General features: G+C 44.3%; 16 protein-coding genes and 2 tRNA genes. 8 read left to right on the top strand and 10 right to left on the bottom strand.

The features are described 5' to 3' along the window. Positions 1 to 3: 3 nt before the first annotated feature. Positions 4 to 1,680, bottom strand: coding sequence for a S41 family peptidase (locus H8744_RS07000; RefSeq protein ID WP_262434162.1), 1,677 nt, complete (start codon positions 1,678 to 1,680; stop codon positions 4 to 6). Between the two features lie 47 nt (positions 1,681 to 1,727). Continuing rightward, positions 1,728 to 2,714, bottom strand: a complete 987-nt coding sequence (locus H8744_RS06995; protein WP_262434161.1) for an adenosine kinase — start codon at positions 2,712 to 2,714, stop codon at positions 1,728 to 1,730. A 78-nt stretch (positions 2,715 to 2,792) separates the two neighbouring features. Between H8744_RS06995 and H8744_RS06990 the strand changes: the two genes are divergently transcribed. Both H8744_RS06990 and H8744_RS06985 read left to right on the top strand, forming a co-directional pair. Next, positions 2,793 to 2,866 (top strand) — tRNA-Asn (locus tag H8744_RS06990). Positions 2,867 to 2,895: 29 nt separating this feature from the next. After that, positions 2,896 to 2,969 (top strand) — tRNA-Asn (locus H8744_RS06985). Positions 2,970 to 3,035: 66 nt separating this feature from the next. On the opposite strand, the gene H8744_RS06980 is transcribed toward H8744_RS06985, so the two are convergent. The 4 genes from H8744_RS06980 to ahpC all read right to left on the bottom strand — a co-directional run bounded on the left by H8744_RS06980 (position 3,036) and on the right by ahpC (position 6,936). Further along, positions 3,036 to 3,725: a ComF family protein gene (locus H8744_RS06980; protein ID WP_262434160.1), complete on the bottom strand. Its 690-nt coding sequence runs from the start codon at positions 3,723 to 3,725 to the stop codon at positions 3,036 to 3,038. A gap of 26 nt (positions 3,726 to 3,751) precedes the next feature. Continuing rightward, positions 3,752 to 4,555 (bottom strand): inositol monophosphatase family protein, encoded by an 804-nt coding sequence (locus H8744_RS06975; protein ID WP_262434159.1) that lies wholly within the window; start codon positions 4,553 to 4,555, stop codon positions 3,752 to 3,754. A gap of 174 nt (positions 4,556 to 4,729) precedes the next feature. Continuing rightward, positions 4,730 to 6,280, bottom strand: coding sequence for an alkyl hydroperoxide reductase subunit F (ahpF, locus tag H8744_RS06970; protein ID WP_262434158.1), 1,551 nt, complete (start codon positions 6,278 to 6,280; stop codon positions 4,730 to 4,732). A gap of 89 nt (positions 6,281 to 6,369) precedes the next feature. After that, positions 6,370 to 6,936: an alkyl hydroperoxide reductase subunit C gene (gene ahpC, locus H8744_RS06965; RefSeq protein WP_262434157.1), complete on the bottom strand. Its 567-nt coding sequence runs from the start codon at positions 6,934 to 6,936 to the stop codon at positions 6,370 to 6,372. Positions 6,937 to 7,179: 243 nt separating this feature from the next. On the opposite strand from ahpC, the gene H8744_RS06960 reads away from it, so the two are divergent. Continuing rightward, entirely contained in the window at positions 7,180 to 7,701 is a 522-nt protein-coding gene (locus tag H8744_RS06960; RefSeq protein ID WP_262434156.1) for an NUDIX hydrolase, read from the top strand. Here the strand turns inward: H8744_RS06960 and H8744_RS06955 are convergent. Further along, a complete protein-coding gene (locus tag H8744_RS06955; protein ID WP_262434155.1) occupies positions 7,691 to 8,059 on the bottom strand; it encodes a thioredoxin family protein in 369 nt (122 codons plus the stop codon). The genes H8744_RS06960 and H8744_RS06955 overlap by 11 nt on opposite strands. Before the next feature lie 246 nt (positions 8,060 to 8,305). Here H8744_RS06955 and H8744_RS06950 point away from each other — a divergent pair, with 246 nt between their 5' ends. Both H8744_RS06950 and H8744_RS06945 read left to right on the top strand, forming a co-directional pair. After that, a complete protein-coding gene (locus H8744_RS06950) occupies positions 8,306 to 11,317 on the top strand; it encodes a tetratricopeptide repeat protein (protein WP_262434154.1) in 3,012 nt (1,003 codons plus the stop codon). Between the two features lie 3 nt (positions 11,318 to 11,320). Then, positions 11,321 to 13,066 (top strand): TonB-dependent receptor, encoded by a 1,746-nt coding sequence (locus H8744_RS06945; protein ID WP_262434153.1) that lies wholly within the window; start codon positions 11,321 to 11,323, stop codon positions 13,064 to 13,066. Positions 13,067 to 13,160: 94 nt separating this feature from the next. Here H8744_RS06945 and H8744_RS06940 read toward each other — a convergent pair whose 3' ends face one another. The 3 genes from H8744_RS06940 to H8744_RS06930 all read right to left on the bottom strand — a co-directional run bounded on the left by H8744_RS06940 (position 13,161) and on the right by H8744_RS06930 (position 16,011). Continuing rightward, positions 13,161 to 13,634 carry an HU family DNA-binding protein gene (locus tag H8744_RS06940; protein ID WP_262434152.1) on the bottom strand — a complete coding sequence of 158 codons (474 nt, stop codon included), beginning with the start codon at positions 13,632 to 13,634 and terminating at the stop codon, positions 13,161 to 13,163. A 225-nt stretch (positions 13,635 to 13,859) separates the two neighbouring features. Next, positions 13,860 to 15,653: an arginine--tRNA ligase gene (gene argS, locus H8744_RS06935; protein ID WP_262434151.1), complete on the bottom strand. Its 1,794-nt coding sequence runs from the start codon at positions 15,651 to 15,653 to the stop codon at positions 13,860 to 13,862. 85 nt (positions 15,654 to 15,738) lie between these two features. Further along, on the bottom strand, positions 15,739 to 16,011 hold the full coding sequence (locus tag H8744_RS06930) for an HU family DNA-binding protein (protein WP_262434150.1): 273 nt from the start codon (positions 16,009 to 16,011) through the stop codon (positions 15,739 to 15,741). Positions 16,012 to 16,234: 223 nt separating this feature from the next. On the opposite strand from H8744_RS06930, the gene H8744_RS06925 reads away from it, so the two are divergent. The 3 genes from H8744_RS06925 to H8744_RS06915 are packed head-to-tail and all read left to right on the top strand — an operon-like array spanning position 16,235 to position 18,941. Then, entirely contained in the window at positions 16,235 to 16,960 is a 726-nt protein-coding gene (locus H8744_RS06925; protein ID WP_262434149.1) for a rhomboid family intramembrane serine protease, read from the top strand. Then, entirely contained in the window at positions 16,941 to 17,840 is a 900-nt protein-coding gene (locus H8744_RS06920; RefSeq protein ID WP_262434148.1) for a rhomboid family protein, read from the top strand. Before H8744_RS06925 ends, H8744_RS06920 begins: the two co-directional genes overlap by 20 nt. Before the next feature lie 3 nt (positions 17,841 to 17,843). After that, positions 17,844 to 18,941 carry an endonuclease/exonuclease/phosphatase family protein gene (locus H8744_RS06915; protein WP_262434147.1) on the top strand — a complete coding sequence of 366 codons (1,098 nt, stop codon included), beginning with the start codon at positions 17,844 to 17,846 and terminating at the stop codon, positions 18,939 to 18,941. The last annotated feature ends 17 nt before the right edge of the window (positions 18,942 to 18,958 follow it).

The following is an 18,958-nucleotide window of genomic DNA, read 5'->3' as shown; positions in this document are numbered from 1 at the left end:
AGTTTATTTCTTTTCAGCAACCGGGACAGTCAATATTTCTTTGTAACGTTCGGGCGAAGTAAGTACTTTTACCGCTTCTTCCATACCTTTGTCCCCCTTTAACTGCTCGATAATTGCTCCACGCTTATAATAGTAGCGTTTTACAATCTCTAAAGCAAGAATCTCTTTAATATCTTTCGAGAAATAATCCAGATCACGATCAAGGTTATGATTCAACTTCTTCTCCAACGCCTTGAACTCATCGGATGCTTCTGACATATAGCCTTCAAATTCAGCAGCTTCTTTCAATGTTTTCAGAATCTTCTCGCTCTGTTGGTCATATTTGAAATCTGCTGCTTTTACTTTCTTTTTAAACTCCTCATAATCGGCATCCGTCAGTTTGAAATCTTCAGCAGAGGCAATAGTAGGGTGTTTCAAGCAGTAATCCGTAGCATAATCGAATATCAAATCGTCACGAAGAAGATAATAAACTATATTAGGCAACCGCTCCTGTTTAATTGTAATGTCCGGTGTCACTCCACCTCCATCACGGACTTCACGTCCGGCAGCCGTATGGAACACAGAAGTCAAACTATCGGGAATGGTTCCGACACTTCCGTCTTCATTCCGGTGTTTATAATCAATGGCCTGCACACAACGTCCGCTAGGGATATAATATTTGGAAGTGGTAACCTTCATATTACCGCCATAAGGCAATGAACGTGGAACCTGTACCAAGCCTTTACCAAAAGTACGATTACCGATAATAACGGCACGATCCAAATCCTGCAAAGCACCCGAGAGAATCTCGGAAGCAGAAGCCGTACCGCTATTCACCAGAACAGCTATCGGGATATCCAAATCCAACGGTTCACGTAAGGTCTTATAAGTACTGCTGGCTTGCTTTACCTTTCCTTTTGTAGTCACGATCACTTTGCCACGCGGTAGGAAATAATTTGCAATTTCCACAGCCTGTTCAAGCAATCCGCCCCCATTATCCCGGATGTCAATGACCAATGAAGTAATTCCCTGCTTCTTCAAATCGAGAAAAGCCTTTTTGAAATCTTTCGAAGGATTTCCCGAGAAACTGTTCAAATTGATATAACCAACCTGATTATCCATCATGGCATAATAGGGAATGGTTGGCATCTGAATGGAGCGACGTACGATTGTAAATTCCAAAGGATCTTTTACACCGGGACGTTTCACTTTCAATTTGAAACTTGTATTTACCTGTCCACGCAACAAAGTGCTTACGTCCGAATTGCCTTTCAGGTCTTTTCCGTCTATCTCCAAAAGAAGGTCACCCGGCTTTAAACCGCTTTCAGCAGCCGGCATCCCCTCATAAGGCTCCACGATCATAGTATATTTAAGTTCCGGTTTATATCTGATGATAGATCCGATTCCCCCATAGGAACCTTTCAGCATCATCTCCAGTTCATCCTGATCATTTTCGGGATAATATACTGTATAGGGATCGAGTGAATATAACATATTGTCGATTCCTTCGCGGATCGTCTTATTGGGATCGATGGTGTCCACGTAAAACATATCCAACTCTTTTACAATAGAATTGAATATCTCCAGGTTCTTAGCTATCTGGAAATTACGGTCGTCACCACTTTTAAATCCCAAGAAGGCTGCAGCAATCAGCACAACCATTGCAAGGACAGCATTTCTCCTATTCAGAAACTTTTTCATACATCTTTTTTAGTTAAAATGAGTCGTAAAAGTAACTCATTACCTGTTCATTCTGACAGAATTTCGTTAATATTTAACTTTATTTCATCCCAACGTTCCTTTGGGATAGTAGTTCCGATAACTTGTATAACATTTCCCGAAAGAATAGAACCTATTTTAGCACATTTCTCCAAAGAATAGCCGCAAGTCAAGCCATATAGAAAGCCTGCCGAGAAATAATCACCCGCACCGGTGGTATCCAGCACTTTCTTTACCGGGATGGCATCTACCTTGACTTCTTCCGTACCTTTACGTATCAAGGAACCTCTGCATCCCACTTTTACGATCGCAATGCTACACTGCTTGCCGATAATTTCCAGTGCTTCTTCGGGTTCCTTACCCGTGAAAGCTTTTGCTTCCTCCTCATTGGCAAATACGATATCCACATATTTATTAATCAATAAGGAAAAGAACTCTTTATCTTCTTCTACGATGTTATAGCTCGCCATATCGAGGCATATCTGAAGTCCGGCTTCTTTTGCCAGTTTAATGGCGCGGAGAATCATATCGTGATCCTGTACCAGATATCCTTCTATATATAAGTAAGCATATCCTTTAAACATTTCCAATGTTAGATCTTCGGCTTTCAATGAAGCTGCGGCTCCGAGATAAGTACCAAACGTCCGTTCACCGTCCGAAGAAATAAAAGTCGATGCTACTCCCGAAGGAAGATCGGAAAGAAGCAAATTGTCCTGTATATTGTTTTTTTGAAGGTTTTCACGAAAAAAGTTTCCATAAGTATCATTCCCCACTTTTCCGATAAAACCGGTCGCTGCACCGAGACAAGAGAGTCCCAAAATGGTATTTCCGGCTGATCCACCTGTTGCAAGATGGGTTTTCATCTGGCTGAATTCATCCTTAATCTGTTGTAACTTAGCTTCATCAATGAGTTGCATACTCCCTTTAGGCAATCCCATAGTCGTAAGTAAGGAATCATCTTTCAAAGTTGCAAGTACATCAACAAGGGCATTGCCCAAACCAATTATTTTGTCCATTTCAAATATTTTTTTTGCAAAGATATTGCATATTTCAAAATAACCTATTACTTTTGCAGCGCATTTGAGAAAAAACATTCTTCCTTAGCTCAGTCGGTTAGAGCATCTGACTGTTAATCAGAGGGTCCTTGGTTCAAGTCCAAGAGGAAGAGCAAAGTTCAAAAATCCCGGATGCAAATATTCTTCCTTAGCTCAGTCGGTTAGAGCATCTGACTGTTAATCAGAGGGTCCTTGGTTCAAGTCCAAGAGGAAGAGCAAAAAAGGTTCGTCGATAGGCGAACCTTTTTTTGTGAAGTCAAAAAATGCAAAACTTTCTCTGTTTTAATCGGCTACCGCCAAAGTCAGAATACTTATCTTCATCCCTTCTACCGCATTAAAAGCTGAAGCACATGCCACAGTAGTCGCTCCGGTAGTCAAAACATCATCGATAATAAGTATATGTTTGCCCTTGAACCATTCGGGAGATTTAAGAAGAAAAATACCATCCACATTTTCCCAACGTTCCGACATGGACTTTTTAGTCTGTGTTTCCGTATTCTTCTCACGAATCACAGCATCGGTCTTAACGGGTAATGCGGTAAGGGCAGAGATCCCGCAGGCCAGCCATTCACTCTGATTATACCCTCTTAACTTCTGTTTCTTCTTATGTAAAGGGACAGGGATAATGACATCTATACCTTCGAAAAAGCCCGAAGGAAGCAATTCGGCAGCCATATAGCGACCCATAATCTCACCAATCTCCTTCTGACCATTATATTTCAGCTCATAAAGAATGGCCTGGCAATCGTTCCCTTTGCGATAAAAGAAAAAGGAGGTAGCACGTCCCAGCGGTATTTTGCCCCAAAACATCTTTTCAACCGGATTATCTTTCTGCAAATGATATCCCGTACGGGGCAAGCCTATATTACATCCGGTACATAAACACTCTTCACCCTTTGCCAGCGTCCGCCCACATACCAGACAACAACGGGGGAAAAATAGAGAAAGAAATGAGTAAAGCCACTCTTTCATAAGATTTATCAGATTTAAATCCGGAACTACATTCCTACCGGTAAAAGTTCATTTACCTTCTGTTGCATCAATGCATGTAAATGCCCATTCGTGGCAATGATATGATGCCCTTCAATGAAGTGCCTGTCTCCATAAAAGTCAGTCACCTCGCCACCAGCCTCAAGAAGAATCAAGGCAGCGGCAGAATAGTCCCATTTGCCGAGAAAAGCTTCCATCCAAGCATCGAAACGCCCCGCAGCAACATAGCAGATAGCCGCTGCAGCAGAACCATTCATTCGTATTCCTCCCACTTTCCCATAAAACTCATTTAAGAGATGCATCGCAGTCTGTTTGTACTCTTTGTCATTGTAAGGAAGTTCCACAATGATAAAAGCATCGGTAAGTTCATTCACTGTCGAAACTTGCAAAGGTTCACCGTTCAGCCATGCCTTACCATCTTTCCAAGCATAAAAGCACTCATCACGACACACTTCATAGACAACTCCAAGCAGCAATTCTTCGCGATTGCGTAAAGAGATGCAGACACAATAGGGAGCATTATCGTGGATATAGTTAGTAGTACCGTCCAAAGGATCTATCACCCAACAATAAGGCTCGTCATTATACGTAGCCGAACCTTCTTCAGCAATAAAACCGGCTTCAGGCAACAAATCGTTGAGAGCCGCCACTAATTTATGTTCAGCTTCCTTATCGACATAGGATACGTAATCATGTTCATGCTTTTTGACCACACTCTCACGGTTGAAATTCTTCCGTTCTTCTTTCAGGAAATGCCCGACAGATGTTGCTAAGCGACATACGTCAGCAGTCAATTGTTGTAAATCTAACATAGTTGCATTATTTGTTTCATTCAACTAAATAACAAATCTGCAGACAAAAATACAACATGAAAACGAAAATGGTGACAGGATAAAGAAATAATAATGATAAAATTAATACCCAGCACATTGAGTAAGCATACTCACCGTGCTGGGTATTGATATCCTAAGAATAAAGTTCTGAGATCAAATCACACCACGTACCCGGTCTTCAAAAGCAGACAAAGCAGCTTTCGCACCTTCACCCATAGCAATGATAATCTGTTTATAAGGAACGGTTGAAACATCACCGGCAGCATAAATGCCAGCTACATTAGTACGGCAATGGGTATCAATCACGATTTCACCCGCACGATTCGTTTCCACGACATCACGGAAAACAGCACTGTTGGCAACCAAACCGATTTGTACAAACACCCCATCCAAATTGTGGATACGCTCGTCACCCGTACCACGATCCTTCACACGTAAGGAAGTCAGTTTAGTACCGTCTCCTATCACTTCGGCTGTTTGGGAATTAACGAAGATTTCCACGTTCGGCAGGCTTTTCACCTTTTCCTGCAAGACACTGTCGGCTTTCAACTCATCCATGAACTCCAGGACAGTCACCTTCGAACAGATACCTGCCAGGTCGATAGCAGCTTCTATTCCGGAATTTCCACCTCCGACAACAGCAACATGTTTATCTTTATAAAACGGACCGTCGCAGTGGGGACAAAAAGCTACACCTCTACCTATATGTTCCGCCTCACCGGGAACATTCAGTTTACGCCAACTTGCCCCGGTAGCAATGATTAAAGCAGGGGCGGATAATGTTTCACCTACGGAGGTCGTTACCAACTTTTCATTTCCCGAAACTTCCACTTTATCTATCTTACGATGCTCAAGCAAGTCAACCGGATATTCCATCAAATGGGTTTTCAAGTGGTCAGCCAACTCATTACCGGTAGTGTAAGGAGTGGAAATCAGATTTTCTATTCCTACCGTCTCTTTCACCTGTCCACCGATTCGTTCGGCAACGATGGCAACTTTCAATCCCTTGCGAGCCGAATAGATCGCAGCCGATACTCCGGCAGGGCCACCTCCGGCAATAATTACATCATAATTCTTCACCGTAGTATCTACGGCCATCTCTTCAACGCCATAACGGGTTTCCAGTTTCGCAAGCAATTCTCCAAAATCTCCACGTCCCACATGCAACAATTGTCCGTCTGCAAAAACAGAAGGGACACCTTGTATATTCAGCGACTCTACTTCTTTCTGATAAAGGGCACCATCCACCATTTCATGGGTTATTCCCGGATTCAGGGTAGTCATAGCATTCAGTGCCTGCACCACATCGGGGCAATTGGTACAAGTGAGTGAAACATACGTAGTGAGATGTACCGGTCCTTTCAGTGCCTTTACACGGTTGCACACTTGTTCATCCGGAAAATTCTTCCCTTTTCCATCCAGATTGAGGATAGCCAGTAACAGAGAAGTAAACTCATGTCCGTTCGGAACGGCACGAAAGGTTATTCCTGTCCTCTCGCCATTCTTCAATATAGTAAATTTCAACGCCTCTCCGTCATTCACCCGGCTGGAAATATGCGAAGAACAATCTGCCACATCTCCCAGTAATTCGAGTAATTCTTTACGCCCCTCATGTTCGGGCGATACATATATGTCAAAAGTATAATCTCCGTCCAAACCGGCAAATATACCTTTCAGTTGCTCTTTCAATGCGGGTTCTAACATCCGTTTTTCCTCCTATTATAATTAAAGAATCCGTTTATAAATTAAAAAGGCCGGTAATCAAAACATTGCCGGCCTTCGTCTAATTAGTATCAAATCTTTCCTACCAGGTCGATGCTCGGTTTCAGAGTAGCTTCCCCTTTTTTCCATTTAGCCGGACAAACTTCTCCGTCATGAGAGGCAACAAACTGAGCAGCCTCTACTTTACGTACCAGTTCATCGGCATCACGGCCAATGCTGTTGTCGTTCATTTCCGCCAACTTGATCTGACCTTCCGGATTGATAAGGAATGTACCGCGATAAGCCATGCCTTCTTCTGCAATATACACACCGAATGCGCGTGCCAATGCACCTGTCGGGTCTGCCAGCATCGGATACTTGATCTTACGGATACTTTCAGAAGCATCGTGCCATGCTTTATGAACGAAATGCGAATCGCAACTTACCGAATATACTTCTACGCCCATTGCTTGAAGCTTGTCATACTTTTCGGCTACGTCTACAAGCTCTGTCGGACAAACAAAAGTAAAGTCTGCAGGATAGAAGAAGAAGATAGCCCATTTGCCTTTAACATCATTGTTAGTTACGGTCTTGAAACTTCCGTTGTGAAAAGCCTGAACACTGAATTCAGGAAGTTGAGAGTTAAGAATTGGTTCCATACTGAATTTATTATTTTATGATTAAACTTATTTTTGATTACGGTACAAAGATAAGGGGAGATGACCCTGACGAACAAAAAAAGTCCAATCGAATAATTCTATGTTCCGATAGACAAAATCCATCAGGCCGTCTTTCGCCACAACACCTTTGCACCGTAACCAAAGAGAGATCAGAGAACACTTACCTGCCGGATTTTGTTTATCTTTGCACCCATTCAATCCTATCAATCAAATAAAAAGAACATGGAACATCCTTTATCACAATTCAAATATTGTCCGGAATGCGGGTCGGAACACTTCAATATAAATAATGAGAAATCAAAACGCTGTGCCGACTGCGGATTCGTTTATTATTTCAATCCCTCTTCGGCTACCGTAGCCCTCATCGTGAATGAGAAGAACGAGTTGCTGGTCTGCCGTCGTGCCAAAGATCCCGCCAAAGGCACACTCGACCTGCCCGGTGGATTCATCGATATGGGCGAAACCGGTGAAGAAGGAGTTGCCCGGGAAGTAATGGAAGAGACGGGACTTGTAGTGAAAGAAGCCGTCTATCAGTTCACCCTGCCGAATATTTATATCTATTCCGGTTTCCCGGTACATACACTCGACATGTTTTACCTCTGTAAAGTAGAAAACACCGACCACCTCTCCGCTATGGACGATGCAGCCGATGCCTTCTTCATGCCAGTCTCCGAAATAGATCCCGACCAATTCGGATTGGGGTCGATCCGAAAGGGACTTGTGAAATTTCTAACTACTTTCTGACCCCGGCAAGTAAATCTTCCAGCATACTTTTCAGTTGGGGCTTTCCCATGGTTCCCAATTCCATGTAAGGCGTTCCGTTCACCGGAACAAACAACAGATTGGGAATCATACGTATCTTGAAAGCACTCTCTAGTTCAGGTTCCTGGTCTACATCCACTTTGTAGAAGTCGATCTTACCGTCATATTCCTCGGCCAACTGATCGAGGACAGGCGACAACGCTTTGCAATATACGCACCAGGGAGCATGGAAATCGACCACACAAGGCTTATCTCCCTTAAAGTTCCAGCCTTCGGGATATTGCTGAAATTCAGATACTCTCTCCACAAAACTCTCTTTTGATAAATCTATAACTTTCATATTGTTTCGGTTTAATTTTCCTTATTCATTTCTATACTGCAAAAGTAGCATGTTTTATCCTTTCAGGAAATAGCAATTTACCCGATTCAGATGGCAATACTTCCTTTGGTATCACTTCCCTATTCCTCATAAAAGGAAAATATTCACCGAACATATAGGGTCATGCTGACGTTAAAACCTGTAAAACTAAAGCACAGTTTGCGATAAAGTCCCTAAAAACAAGTACTTTTGCGAAAACGTCCAATTATGAAAAGAAGAGTTTCACGATTTATATGTGCCCTAATGTGCAGCGTTCCTGTCATTGCTTCGGCACAGACAAGCGAAAAGATCACATCGCCAGAGAACCTATATAAAGAAGGAAGATACCTGTTCCAGCAGAAGAACTATGCAGCAGCTACGGCATCGCTGAAAGCATTCATCAAAGATGCACCCGAAACAAAGTTTCGTGAAGAAGCCGGATATATGCTGGTTTGCTCGGCTTACGAACTGAAAGATAAAAACAGCATCGCTTTGTTACGAAGCTATCTGGATGAATATCCGGATACCCCGTATGCCAACCGGATTTATGCGCTGATTGCCGCAGCCTATTTTTACGAAGGGAAATACGACGAGGCACTCGCCATGTTCAATTCATCACAACTCGACCAATTGGGCAATGAAGAACGGGACGACATGACCTACCTGCTCGCCACTTGCTATCTGAAAACAGGGAATGTAAAAGAAGCCGCCATCTGGTTTGAAACCCTGAAGGCAAGCAGCAAGAAGTATGAAAAGGATTGCACCTATTACGTTTCATACATCCGCTACACGCAGAATAGACTGGATGAAGCCCTGACCGGATTCCTCTCCTTGCAGGATGATCCGAAATATAAGGCACTGGTTCCTTATTATATCGCTGAAATCTATTCCGCCAAGAAGAACTATGACAAAGCGGAGATCGTAGCACAGAACTATTTATCTGCCTATCCGCAGAATGAACATGCAGCCGAAATGTATCGCATCCTCGGAGATGCCTATTACCATTTCCGCAACTACCAGGCAGCCATCAAAGCCTTTGAGAACTATCTCGACCGGGATGCATCACCACGCCGGGATGCCCTCTACATGCTCGGACTCTCCTATTTCCAGACCGGATTATATGCCAAAGCAGCCGAAACGCTGGGCGAAACGGCTACGACCAACGATGCCTTAACCCAGAATGCTTACCTCCACATGGGGCTTTCCTATTTGCAATTGTCCGAAAAGAACAAAGCACGAATGGCCTTTGAACAGGCTGCCGCTTCAAATGCCGACATGAAAATCAAGGAACAAGCCGCTTATAATTACGCTTTATGCATTCATGAAACCTCTTACTCCGCTTTCGGAGAATCGGTCACCGTTTTTGAAAAGTTCCTGAACGAGTTTCCAAACTCTCCCTATGCCGACATGGTAAGTAACTACCTCATAGAAGTCTACCTGAACACACGTAGTTATGATGCCGCCTTAAAATCAATCGACCGCATCACCCATCCGGGAACCCGCATCATGGAAGCCAAGCAGAAGATACTGTTCCAACTAGGTACGCAAGCTTTTGCCAACGCTGCCTTCGAGCAGGCTATCGATTACTTCAACCAATCCATCGCCATCGGCCAGTACAATCGCCAGACAAAGGCAGATGCCCTTTATTGGCGCGGGGAATCTTACTACCGCCTGAACCGGATGCAGGAAGCCGCACGCAATTTCATTGATTACCTGCAGCTTACCCAACAAACAAATACAGAGATGTACGCTTTAGCTAACTACAACCTGGGTTACTGCGCCTTCCACCGGAAAGACTATGCGCAAGCGCGCCAATGGTTCCTCAAATACATCCAACTTGAAAAGGGAGAAAACCGTACCGCTCTGGGTGATGCTTACAACCGCATCGGTGACTGCTTCCTCAACGAACGTAACTTTGATGAAGCAAAACATTATTATGCGCAAGCGGAAAGTATGAACTCCGCCTCCGGTGATTATTCGTTCTATCAGCTAGCCCTCGTTTCGGGACTACAAAAAGATTACTCCGGCAAGATCACGTTGTTGAACCGGCTGGTAGGCAAATACCCGGCTTCGCCTTACGCCGTAAACGCTCTTTACGAAAAGGGACGTTCGTATGTACAAATGAACAATAATAGTCAGGCGATCGCCTCGTTCAAGGAATTACTGAATAAATACCCTGAAAGTCCGGTCAGCCGGAAAGCAGCTGCTGAAATCGGTCTGTTGTATTATCAGAATGAAGACTACAATCAAGCCATCGATGCTTATAAACAGGTTATCAGCAAATATCCCGGCAGTGAAGAAGCACGCTTGGCAATGCTCGACCTTAAATCCCTTTATGTGGACATGAACCGTATCGATGAGTTTGCCGAACTTGCAGCATCCATGCCGGGGAACATCCGTTTCGATGCCAGCGAGCAGGATTCACTGACCTATATAGCTGCTGAGAAGATTTACGGCCGCGGGCGTATCGAAGAAGCTAAAAGCAGCTTCAACAAGTATCTGCAAACCTTCCCGGAAGGAGCCTTCGGACTTAATGCCCATTATTACCTCTGCCTCATCGGTAACGAGCAGAAAAACTACGATATGATTCTGCTCCATTCGGGCAAGTTGCTGGAATATCCCGACAACCCATTCTCGGAAGAAGCCTTGGTGATGCGTGCGGAAGTGCAGTTCAATCTGCAACAGTTTGCCGACGCACTGGCTTCCTACAAGATGCTGAAAGAAAAATCCACAACCACCGACCGACGTTTACTGGCGGAAACGGGTATGCTCCGCACTGCCTATCTCCTGAAAGATGATGTAGAAACCATTCATGCCGCCACCGACCTGTTGGCGGAAGTCAAACTGACCCCGGAACTGACCAACGAAGCTTTGTATTACCGAGCCAAGGCTTACCTTAACCAACAAGCCGACAAGAAAGCAATGGATGATCTGAAAGCATTGGCTAAAGACACACGTAATCTCTATGGCGCAGAAGCAAAATATCTGGTAGCTCAACAATATTTCAATGCCGGTGATTACGCAGCCGCTGAAAAGGAATTATTGAACTACATCGACCAAAGCACACCTCATGCCTACTGGCTGGCACGCAGTTTCGTCCTCCTATCAGATGTATATGTAGCTATGGATAAAAAGCTCGATGCACGCCAGTACTTGCTGAGCTTGCAGCAGAACTACCATGCCGATGACGACATTGAGAATATGATAACAAGCAGACTGGAAAAACTTAATAAGCAATAAAGTATGAAACGCAATCGATATATTTTCCTGGGAATGGCGCTCACCGCGCTTCCTGCCATGGCTCAGCATCAACAAGCCCAGCCTAAAGATACAACCATGAACCGTACGGTCGTAGTGGAACAGGAGTACAACCCGGAGATCATGGATGCTTCCAAAGTAAATGTTTTGCCGAAGGTAGAAGAGCCGACTGTCATCAAAAAAGAGGTCGAATATGCCGTCAGTGCCGTTCCGGCTTCCAACATTCCGATGGAAACCATGCAAGCCTACACAGGAATAGAAGCCCAACCCATGAGCAAACCGGGATACATCCGGCTGGGATATGGTAATTATAATAACCTAGATGTTTATGCCAATTATCTCTTCCACCTTTCAGGCAGGGATAAATTAAATGTCAATTTCAACATGACCGGAATGAGCGGAAAGCTGGAAGTGCCTTACGAAGAAGGATTCAAATGGAACGCCCATTATTACCGTACCCGCGCAAGCGTCGATTATCTGCATCAATTCAAAAAGGTAGACTTGAATGTTGCCGGACACTTCGGATTGAGCAACTTTAACTACGAGCCCAATACGATGGCATCCGGCAATCAGAAATTCACCTCGGGAGATATACATTTCGGTGCCAAATCGACCGATGAGACGATGCCATTGCAGTTTCACGCTGAGACAAACCTGATGTTGTACAACCGCCGGGATTACCTTTCCCATGGGGAAATAACCGAAACCCAGGTACGTACCTATGCCGATGTGAGAGGGAAGATCAACGATGAACAGCAGATTGCCATCGGTCTTACCATGAATAACCTGATCTACAGTAATGATGCCAAGAAGAATGCATTCAAGCAATACTTCAAAGAAAAATATGACGACCGTACCACTTTGAACTTGAATCCTTATTACGAATTAATGGATGATAGCTGGCACCTCCATTTAGGAGCTAATGTCGATGGCTCTTTCGGAGGAGGCAAAAAGCTGCGTGTCTCCCCGGACGTGAGCATCCAATTCATCTTTTCCGACAGCTACGTGCTTTACGCAAAAGCTACGGGAGGCAGGATAGTCAATGATTTCCGCCGATTGGAAACATACGACCCCTACCTGGAACCCGATAGTAAAATACGTGACACTTATGAACAGGTCAATGCTTCCATAGGATTCAAAGCCAGTCCGGTAAATGGTCTTTGGTTTAACCTGTTTGCAGGATACCAGAACCTAAAAGACGACTTATATGCCAGGGAAGCTGAATTCGGATTTCTTGCAAGTTATGCAGACATCCCTGCTTCCGCATCTAGAGACAACATTGTTTCCTCACAGACCCAGACCGACAATCTCTATGCCGGACTTCAAGTTAGTTACCAATACAAAGATATCCTTTCTCTATCCGCTGAAGGCATCTACAGGCATTGGAAAGCAGATGGCGCGTTCGAATCCTATAACCCCATATCCTACAATCCAGCTCTTTTGATGAAGCCGGAAACAGAATTGAATTTCCAAGCAGAGTTCCATCCCATTCCGAATTTATGGATGAATGTAGGTTATCAATACATCCGTCGTGCAGAGCGCTATCATGCACGACTAGGCACTTATCTCCCTTCAGTCAGCGACCTCAGCCTAGGCATTACCTACAATCTGTTTAAAGGAGCCTCCATCTATGCGAAAGCTGATAACCTCTTAAATAAAGCATACCAACGCTATCTTCTCTATCCAACGGAAGGCATTAACTTTGTAGGAGGTCTGAGCTTCCAATTCTGATCTTTTATAAATACACTGATAAAATCACTTAAAGGGCGTTTCTTGTCATAATTGGAAAGAAACGCCCTTTAGGTACAAAGAAGAAGGGAATCCACTACTCAGCGGACAAATCCCCTTGTTCTTCTTCCGCTTGAATCACTTCCTGGCTCAACATCGACTTCGGGAAATAGCGTGATAAAGGTATCCGGATAAACTTCATTTTCTTAATACGCCGTGTCAACCAACGGTCGGCAATAAAATAAACACGTGAGACTTTTACCGTCCCTGGCATCACATCTTCCGGGCGATCTGCTCCCGGACTGGTCAAAGCCACTTGGAACGTGCCGAGTCCTTTCAAATTCACCGAATAACCTTCTTGCAGGAACTTCTCTACGACGGAAGCGACTTCCGTCATGATGCCTTGCACTTCACCTTCGCGAAATCCACTCCGTTCCGCTACCAACCGTGCCACGTCTTCTTCGGTCTTCCCGCCACGTTCCTGCAACTTCTTTTGTACGGCATACCAGCGTATCTTCCTTTCACCGCCATTGACGTTCACTTTCTTTCTTACTAAATAAGGTATTGACATGTTAGTTATAACTGTTCATTAATCAGGGTTTAAACATTCCATTCTTATCTCAGCACCCTCCAATGTGAAACACCCCCATGTTTCACTGTTAAACATGGGCATGTAACGCAGTGAGACATGGGGGTGTTTCGCAGTCAGACATGGGGATGTTTCACATCAAAGGATACCGACAAAGATAGGTGATCTCCGCGGGAAAAGCAAATGATGTCACCGAGAATGCAGTTTTTACATTCTATCGGGCACTTCAATGCCTAAAAGTCCCATGCCGAGACGCACGACCTTGGCTACGTTGGCAGAAAGAGCCACGCGGAATACTTTCAATGCTTCATTCTCCTCACGCAGAATACTGAAATCGTGATAGAACTGGTTATACTCTTTCACCAAATCATACGTATAGTTAGCGATGATGGACGGGCTATAGTCCGTTCCAGCCTGTTTAACAATGGCGGCAAAATCAGCAACCATCTGAATCAGCCCTTCTTCCTTTTCACTCAATTCGACACCGGCAGGCAGCTGGTCCGGAATCGTAATGCCGCTTTCGGCAGCCTTACGGAGTACGGACTGGATACGAGCATACGTATACTGGATGAACGGTCCGGTGTTCCCGTTAAAGTCGATGGACTCTTTCGGGTTGAACGTCATATTCTTACGGGCATCTACTTTCAGGATGAAATACTTCAGCGCGCCAAGACCAACGATACGGGCAATATTATCTGCCTCCTCCTGAGTCAGCCCATCCAGCTTACCCAGTTCCTGCGACGTCTCTTTCGCTGTCGCGATCATCTCTTCCATCAAGTCGTCGGCATCGACTACGGTTCCTTCACGGGACTTCATCTTGCCTTCCGGAAGTTCAACCATACCGTACGAGAAATGTACAAGACTCTTGCCCCATTCAAATCCCAGCTTATCGAGCAGGATAGAAAGCACCTGGAAGTGATAATTCTGCTCGTTACCAACGACATAAACCATCTTATCGATAGGATAATCGGCAAAACGCAACTTAGCCGTACCTATATCCTGCGTCATATAAACAGAAGTACCATCGGCACGAAGCAATAACTTATGGTCAAGCCCTTCACCTGTCAGGTCTGCCCACACCGAGCCGTCTTCTTTCTTGTAGAAGAACCCTTTCTCAAGTCCTTCCATAACCTTTTCTTTTCCTTCAAGATAAGTGTTCGATTCATAGTAGATCTTATCGAAGCTCACTCCCATCTTGCGGTAAGTCTCGTCAAACCCGGCATATACCCAATTGTTCATCATTGTCCACAAGGCACGCACTTCAGGATCGCCCGCTTCCCATTTCACCAACATTTCCCGGGCCTCATTCATCAGCGGAGAGGCAGCTTCCGCCTCCTCTTTCGTCATACCTTTCTCCATCAAGGCAGCAACCTCCGCTTTGTAATGTTTATCAAAAGCCACGTAGTAATCACCTACCAGATGGTCTCCCTTTTTGCCGGAACTTTCGGGAGTTTCACCATTCCCATAAAGTTTCCAAGCAAGCATCGACTTACAAATATGGATACCGCGGTCGTTTACAATATTAGTCTTCACAAGCTTATTACCATTAGCCATGATGATATTAGCCAATGCATTGCCCAGCAGGTTATTGCGCACATGTCCCAAGTGAAGCGGCTTGTTCGTATTGGGTGAAGAATATTCAATCATCACGAGCGGTGCATCTTCTCCGGCTGTCACAATTCCATAATGCGGGTCGGCATGAACCACGTTCAGCAGGTCGATCCAGGCAGAAGATGCGATGGTCAGGTTCAGAAAACCTTTGATCACATTAAAAGCCGATACCGCTGGTTCGTTAGCCAGCAAATATTCACCGATTTCCTGAGCCGTTTGCTCCGGTCCCTTCTTCGACATGCGCAAGAAAGGGAACACTACCAACGTCAGGTGTCCTTCAAATTCTTTCTTAGTCTTCTGAAGCTGCACCTGTGCGGCAGGGACATCCTGACCGTAAAGAGCTTTCAGTCCGTTTATTACGGATTCAACAAGTTTGTTCTCTATATTCATATTCTACAATTATTTTCCGGGCGCAAAGATACAAAAAAGGAGGCGTTAGAGCGCCTCCTTCTTTAAAATCTTTCAACGATATAGCTTATTCTACAGCATAAGAGAGTTCAGCACCCGCTTTAAACTTGGCAACTTTCTTTGCCGGAATTTCAATAGCCTTTTTTGTAGACGGATTAATACCGGTTCTTGCAGCTCTTTCAGCAACAGAGAATGTACCAAAACCAACCAAAGAAACTTTGTCACCACTTTTTAAAGCGTTAATAACGGACGATACAAAAGCATCGAGAGCTTTTTTAGAATCAGCTTTATTCAAGCCGGATTCTGCTGCAATAGCACTAATAAGTTCAGCTTTATTCATAAGTCGTAAATGATTAATTAATATATATTACACAAAAGATAGACGTAAAATCCTCACAAATATAGAGTAACAAAACAATATATCAAATAAAAACATCAAAAAAACGCATCAATTTGTTGAAAAAGAGCTAATAGAGATTCGTTTTTCTGCTTTAGAACAGAATTTATTCGTACTTTTGCATTCATTACTATTACCAAACGTAAATAAAGAGACTAAAATATATATGCCAACAGTTACTAAAAACCTGATAATTATTAATGTACTGGTCTATTTAGGGACTCTCGTTGCCCAATCTTACGGCATAGACCTGGCGGACTATCTGGGACTTCATTTTTTTCTCGCCAAGGATTTCAACCCGGCACAGTTGATAACGTATATGTTCATGCACGGTGGGTTCACCCATCTTTTCTTCAACATGTTTGCCGTATGGATGTTTGGCCGGATTCTTGAACAAGTATGGGGGCCGAAACGTTTCTTGTTTTACTACATTCTTTGTGGTATCGGTGCAGGTTTGATCAGTATCCTCGTGACCTATATCCGTATGAATATATTGGAAGCCGGAATGAGTCCGGAAGCTATCGCTACCGTTTTTCAGGAAGGATTGGGAGTATTACAGACCAACCATAATTACATTGAACCACACATGGCAAGTCTGAATCTTCTTTTGAACACCGCTACCGTAGGAGCTTCAGGCGCCGTTTATGCCATTTTGCTGGCTTTCGGTATGTTGTTCCCCAATCAGAGCCTGTTCATCTTCCCGCTACCGTTCCCCATCAAGGCGAAATATTTCGTTATCGGATATGCATTACTTGAATTGTACTCCGGCTTTGCCAATAACCCCAATGATAATGTAGCCCATTTCGCCCATTTGGGAGGAATGATATTCGGATTCATCCTGATAATGTATTGGAGAAAAAAGAACAATAACCATGGGACATATTATAACTGACCTTAAAGAGGCTTTCCGAAGAGGGAATGTTTTCATCCAACTGATTTATATCAATGTCGGTGTTTTCATAGCCACTACGTTGATCAATATCATCCTGCAACTCTTCAACAGAAGCGCGGCAGGCATATTCGACCTGTTGGCATTACCGGCCTCCTTCACCCGATTCATCCTACAGCCCTGGTCGTTGTTCACTTACATGTTCATGCATGCGGGATTCCTGCATATATTGTTCAATATGCTTTGGCTCTATTGGTTCGGGCAATTGTTCCTCTACTTCTTCTCAGGGAAACATCTACGCGGACTTTACATTCTCGGAGGAATCTGCGGTGGTTTGCTGTATATGGTTTCTTACAACATTTTCCCCTACTTCCGCCCCTTTGTTGAAGGATCGACCATGGTCGGTGCATCCGCTTCCGTACTGGCCATCGTAGTAGCAACGGCTTACCGTGAGCCGAATTACCCGGTTCGTCTTTTCCTTTTCGGAAACGTCCGGTTGAAGTACCTGGCTCTGATCGTGGTACTGACAGACCTTCTGTTCATCACCTCCGCCAATGCAGGCGGCCATATCGCACACCTTGGAGGAGCGCTTGCCGGACTATGGTTTGCCTCGAGCCTGAGCAAAGGCACCGATATCACAGCTTGGATCAATAAAGCATTGGACGGAATCGCTTCCCTTTTCAGCAAGAAGACCTGGAAACACAAGCCCAAGATGAAAGTACATTACAGCAACAGCGGCCGTCAGCAGGATTACGATTATAATGCACGCAAGAAAGCCCAGTCGGACGAGGTAGACCGCATTCTCGAGAAATTGAAGAAATCAGGATATGAGAGTCTCACGACCGAAGAGAAGAAGAGCCTCTTTGATGCAAGTAAAAAATAAAGCATGAGACATATCGGAAAAGTAGTCGCTTATCTGATTTTAGCTGTCAACTCATTCTTTGCGGGAATGCTTTTACTGACAGCATACAGTCCCCATATCCATCCTGCGGTTCATCCGGTAGAATCGTGTCTGGGATTGACTTTTCCCATATTCCTGCTGATCAACCTTTGCTTTATGATATTCTGGTTGATCGTACGCTACAAATATGCTTTGTTACCGTTGTTGGCATTCGTATTCTGCTATCCGCAAATACGCACCTATCTGCCCGTCAACTTCACCACTAAGACGGTTCCGGAAGGAAGCATAAAGATACTTTCCTACAATATCATGGGATTCGGGAACTTGAAAAAGGAAAACGGCAAAAATGCGATCCTTGAATATATTCGAGAAAGCGATGCAGATATTGTTTGTTTGCAGGAATACCATACTTCGACAGTCGCTTCCAACCGATTCATCAAAGAAAAGGAAGTGCAGAACGAGCTGAAAGCTTATCCTTACCGGCACGTTCAACCTGTGGGGCAGGGAGGTACCAACCAGATAGCAATCTATTCAAGATTTCCAATTCTATCTGCACGCAAACTGGGCTATAAAAGCAACTACAACGGCTCGGCTATTTACGAATTGAAAGTCAATGAAGACACGATCACACTGATCAACAATCACCTGGAGTCGAACAAACTGACATTGGAAGATAAAGAAGTCTACGAAGATATATTGAAAGACCCCAACACACATAATGTAAAGACCGGAATGCGCCAACTTGTGGGTAAACTGGCCGAAGCATCTGCCATCCGTTCCTTTCAGGCGGATAGCATAGCCACAGCAATTGCAGCCTCAAAGCATCCGTACATCATTGTCTGCGGTGATTTCAACGACACTCCCATCTCTTACACCCACCGCAAGATTGCAGAAAACCTGAATGATGCTTTCACCGAATCCGGACGCGGGCTGGGAATCTCCTACAACCAGAACAAGTTCTATTTCCGGATAGACAACATACTCATCAGCGATAATATGAAAGCTTATAACTGCACGGTAGACCGTTCTATCAAAGATTCGGACCATTATCCGATCTGGTGTTATGTAAAAATCAAGAAATAAGAACCGAATACAATTAT

Source organism: Jilunia laotingensis (assembly GCF_014385165.1).
Taxonomy (GTDB): Bacteria; Bacteroidota; Bacteroidia; order Bacteroidales; family Bacteroidaceae; genus Bacteroides; species Bacteroides laotingensis.
This window is presented reverse-complemented; position numbering and strand designations above follow the sequence as displayed.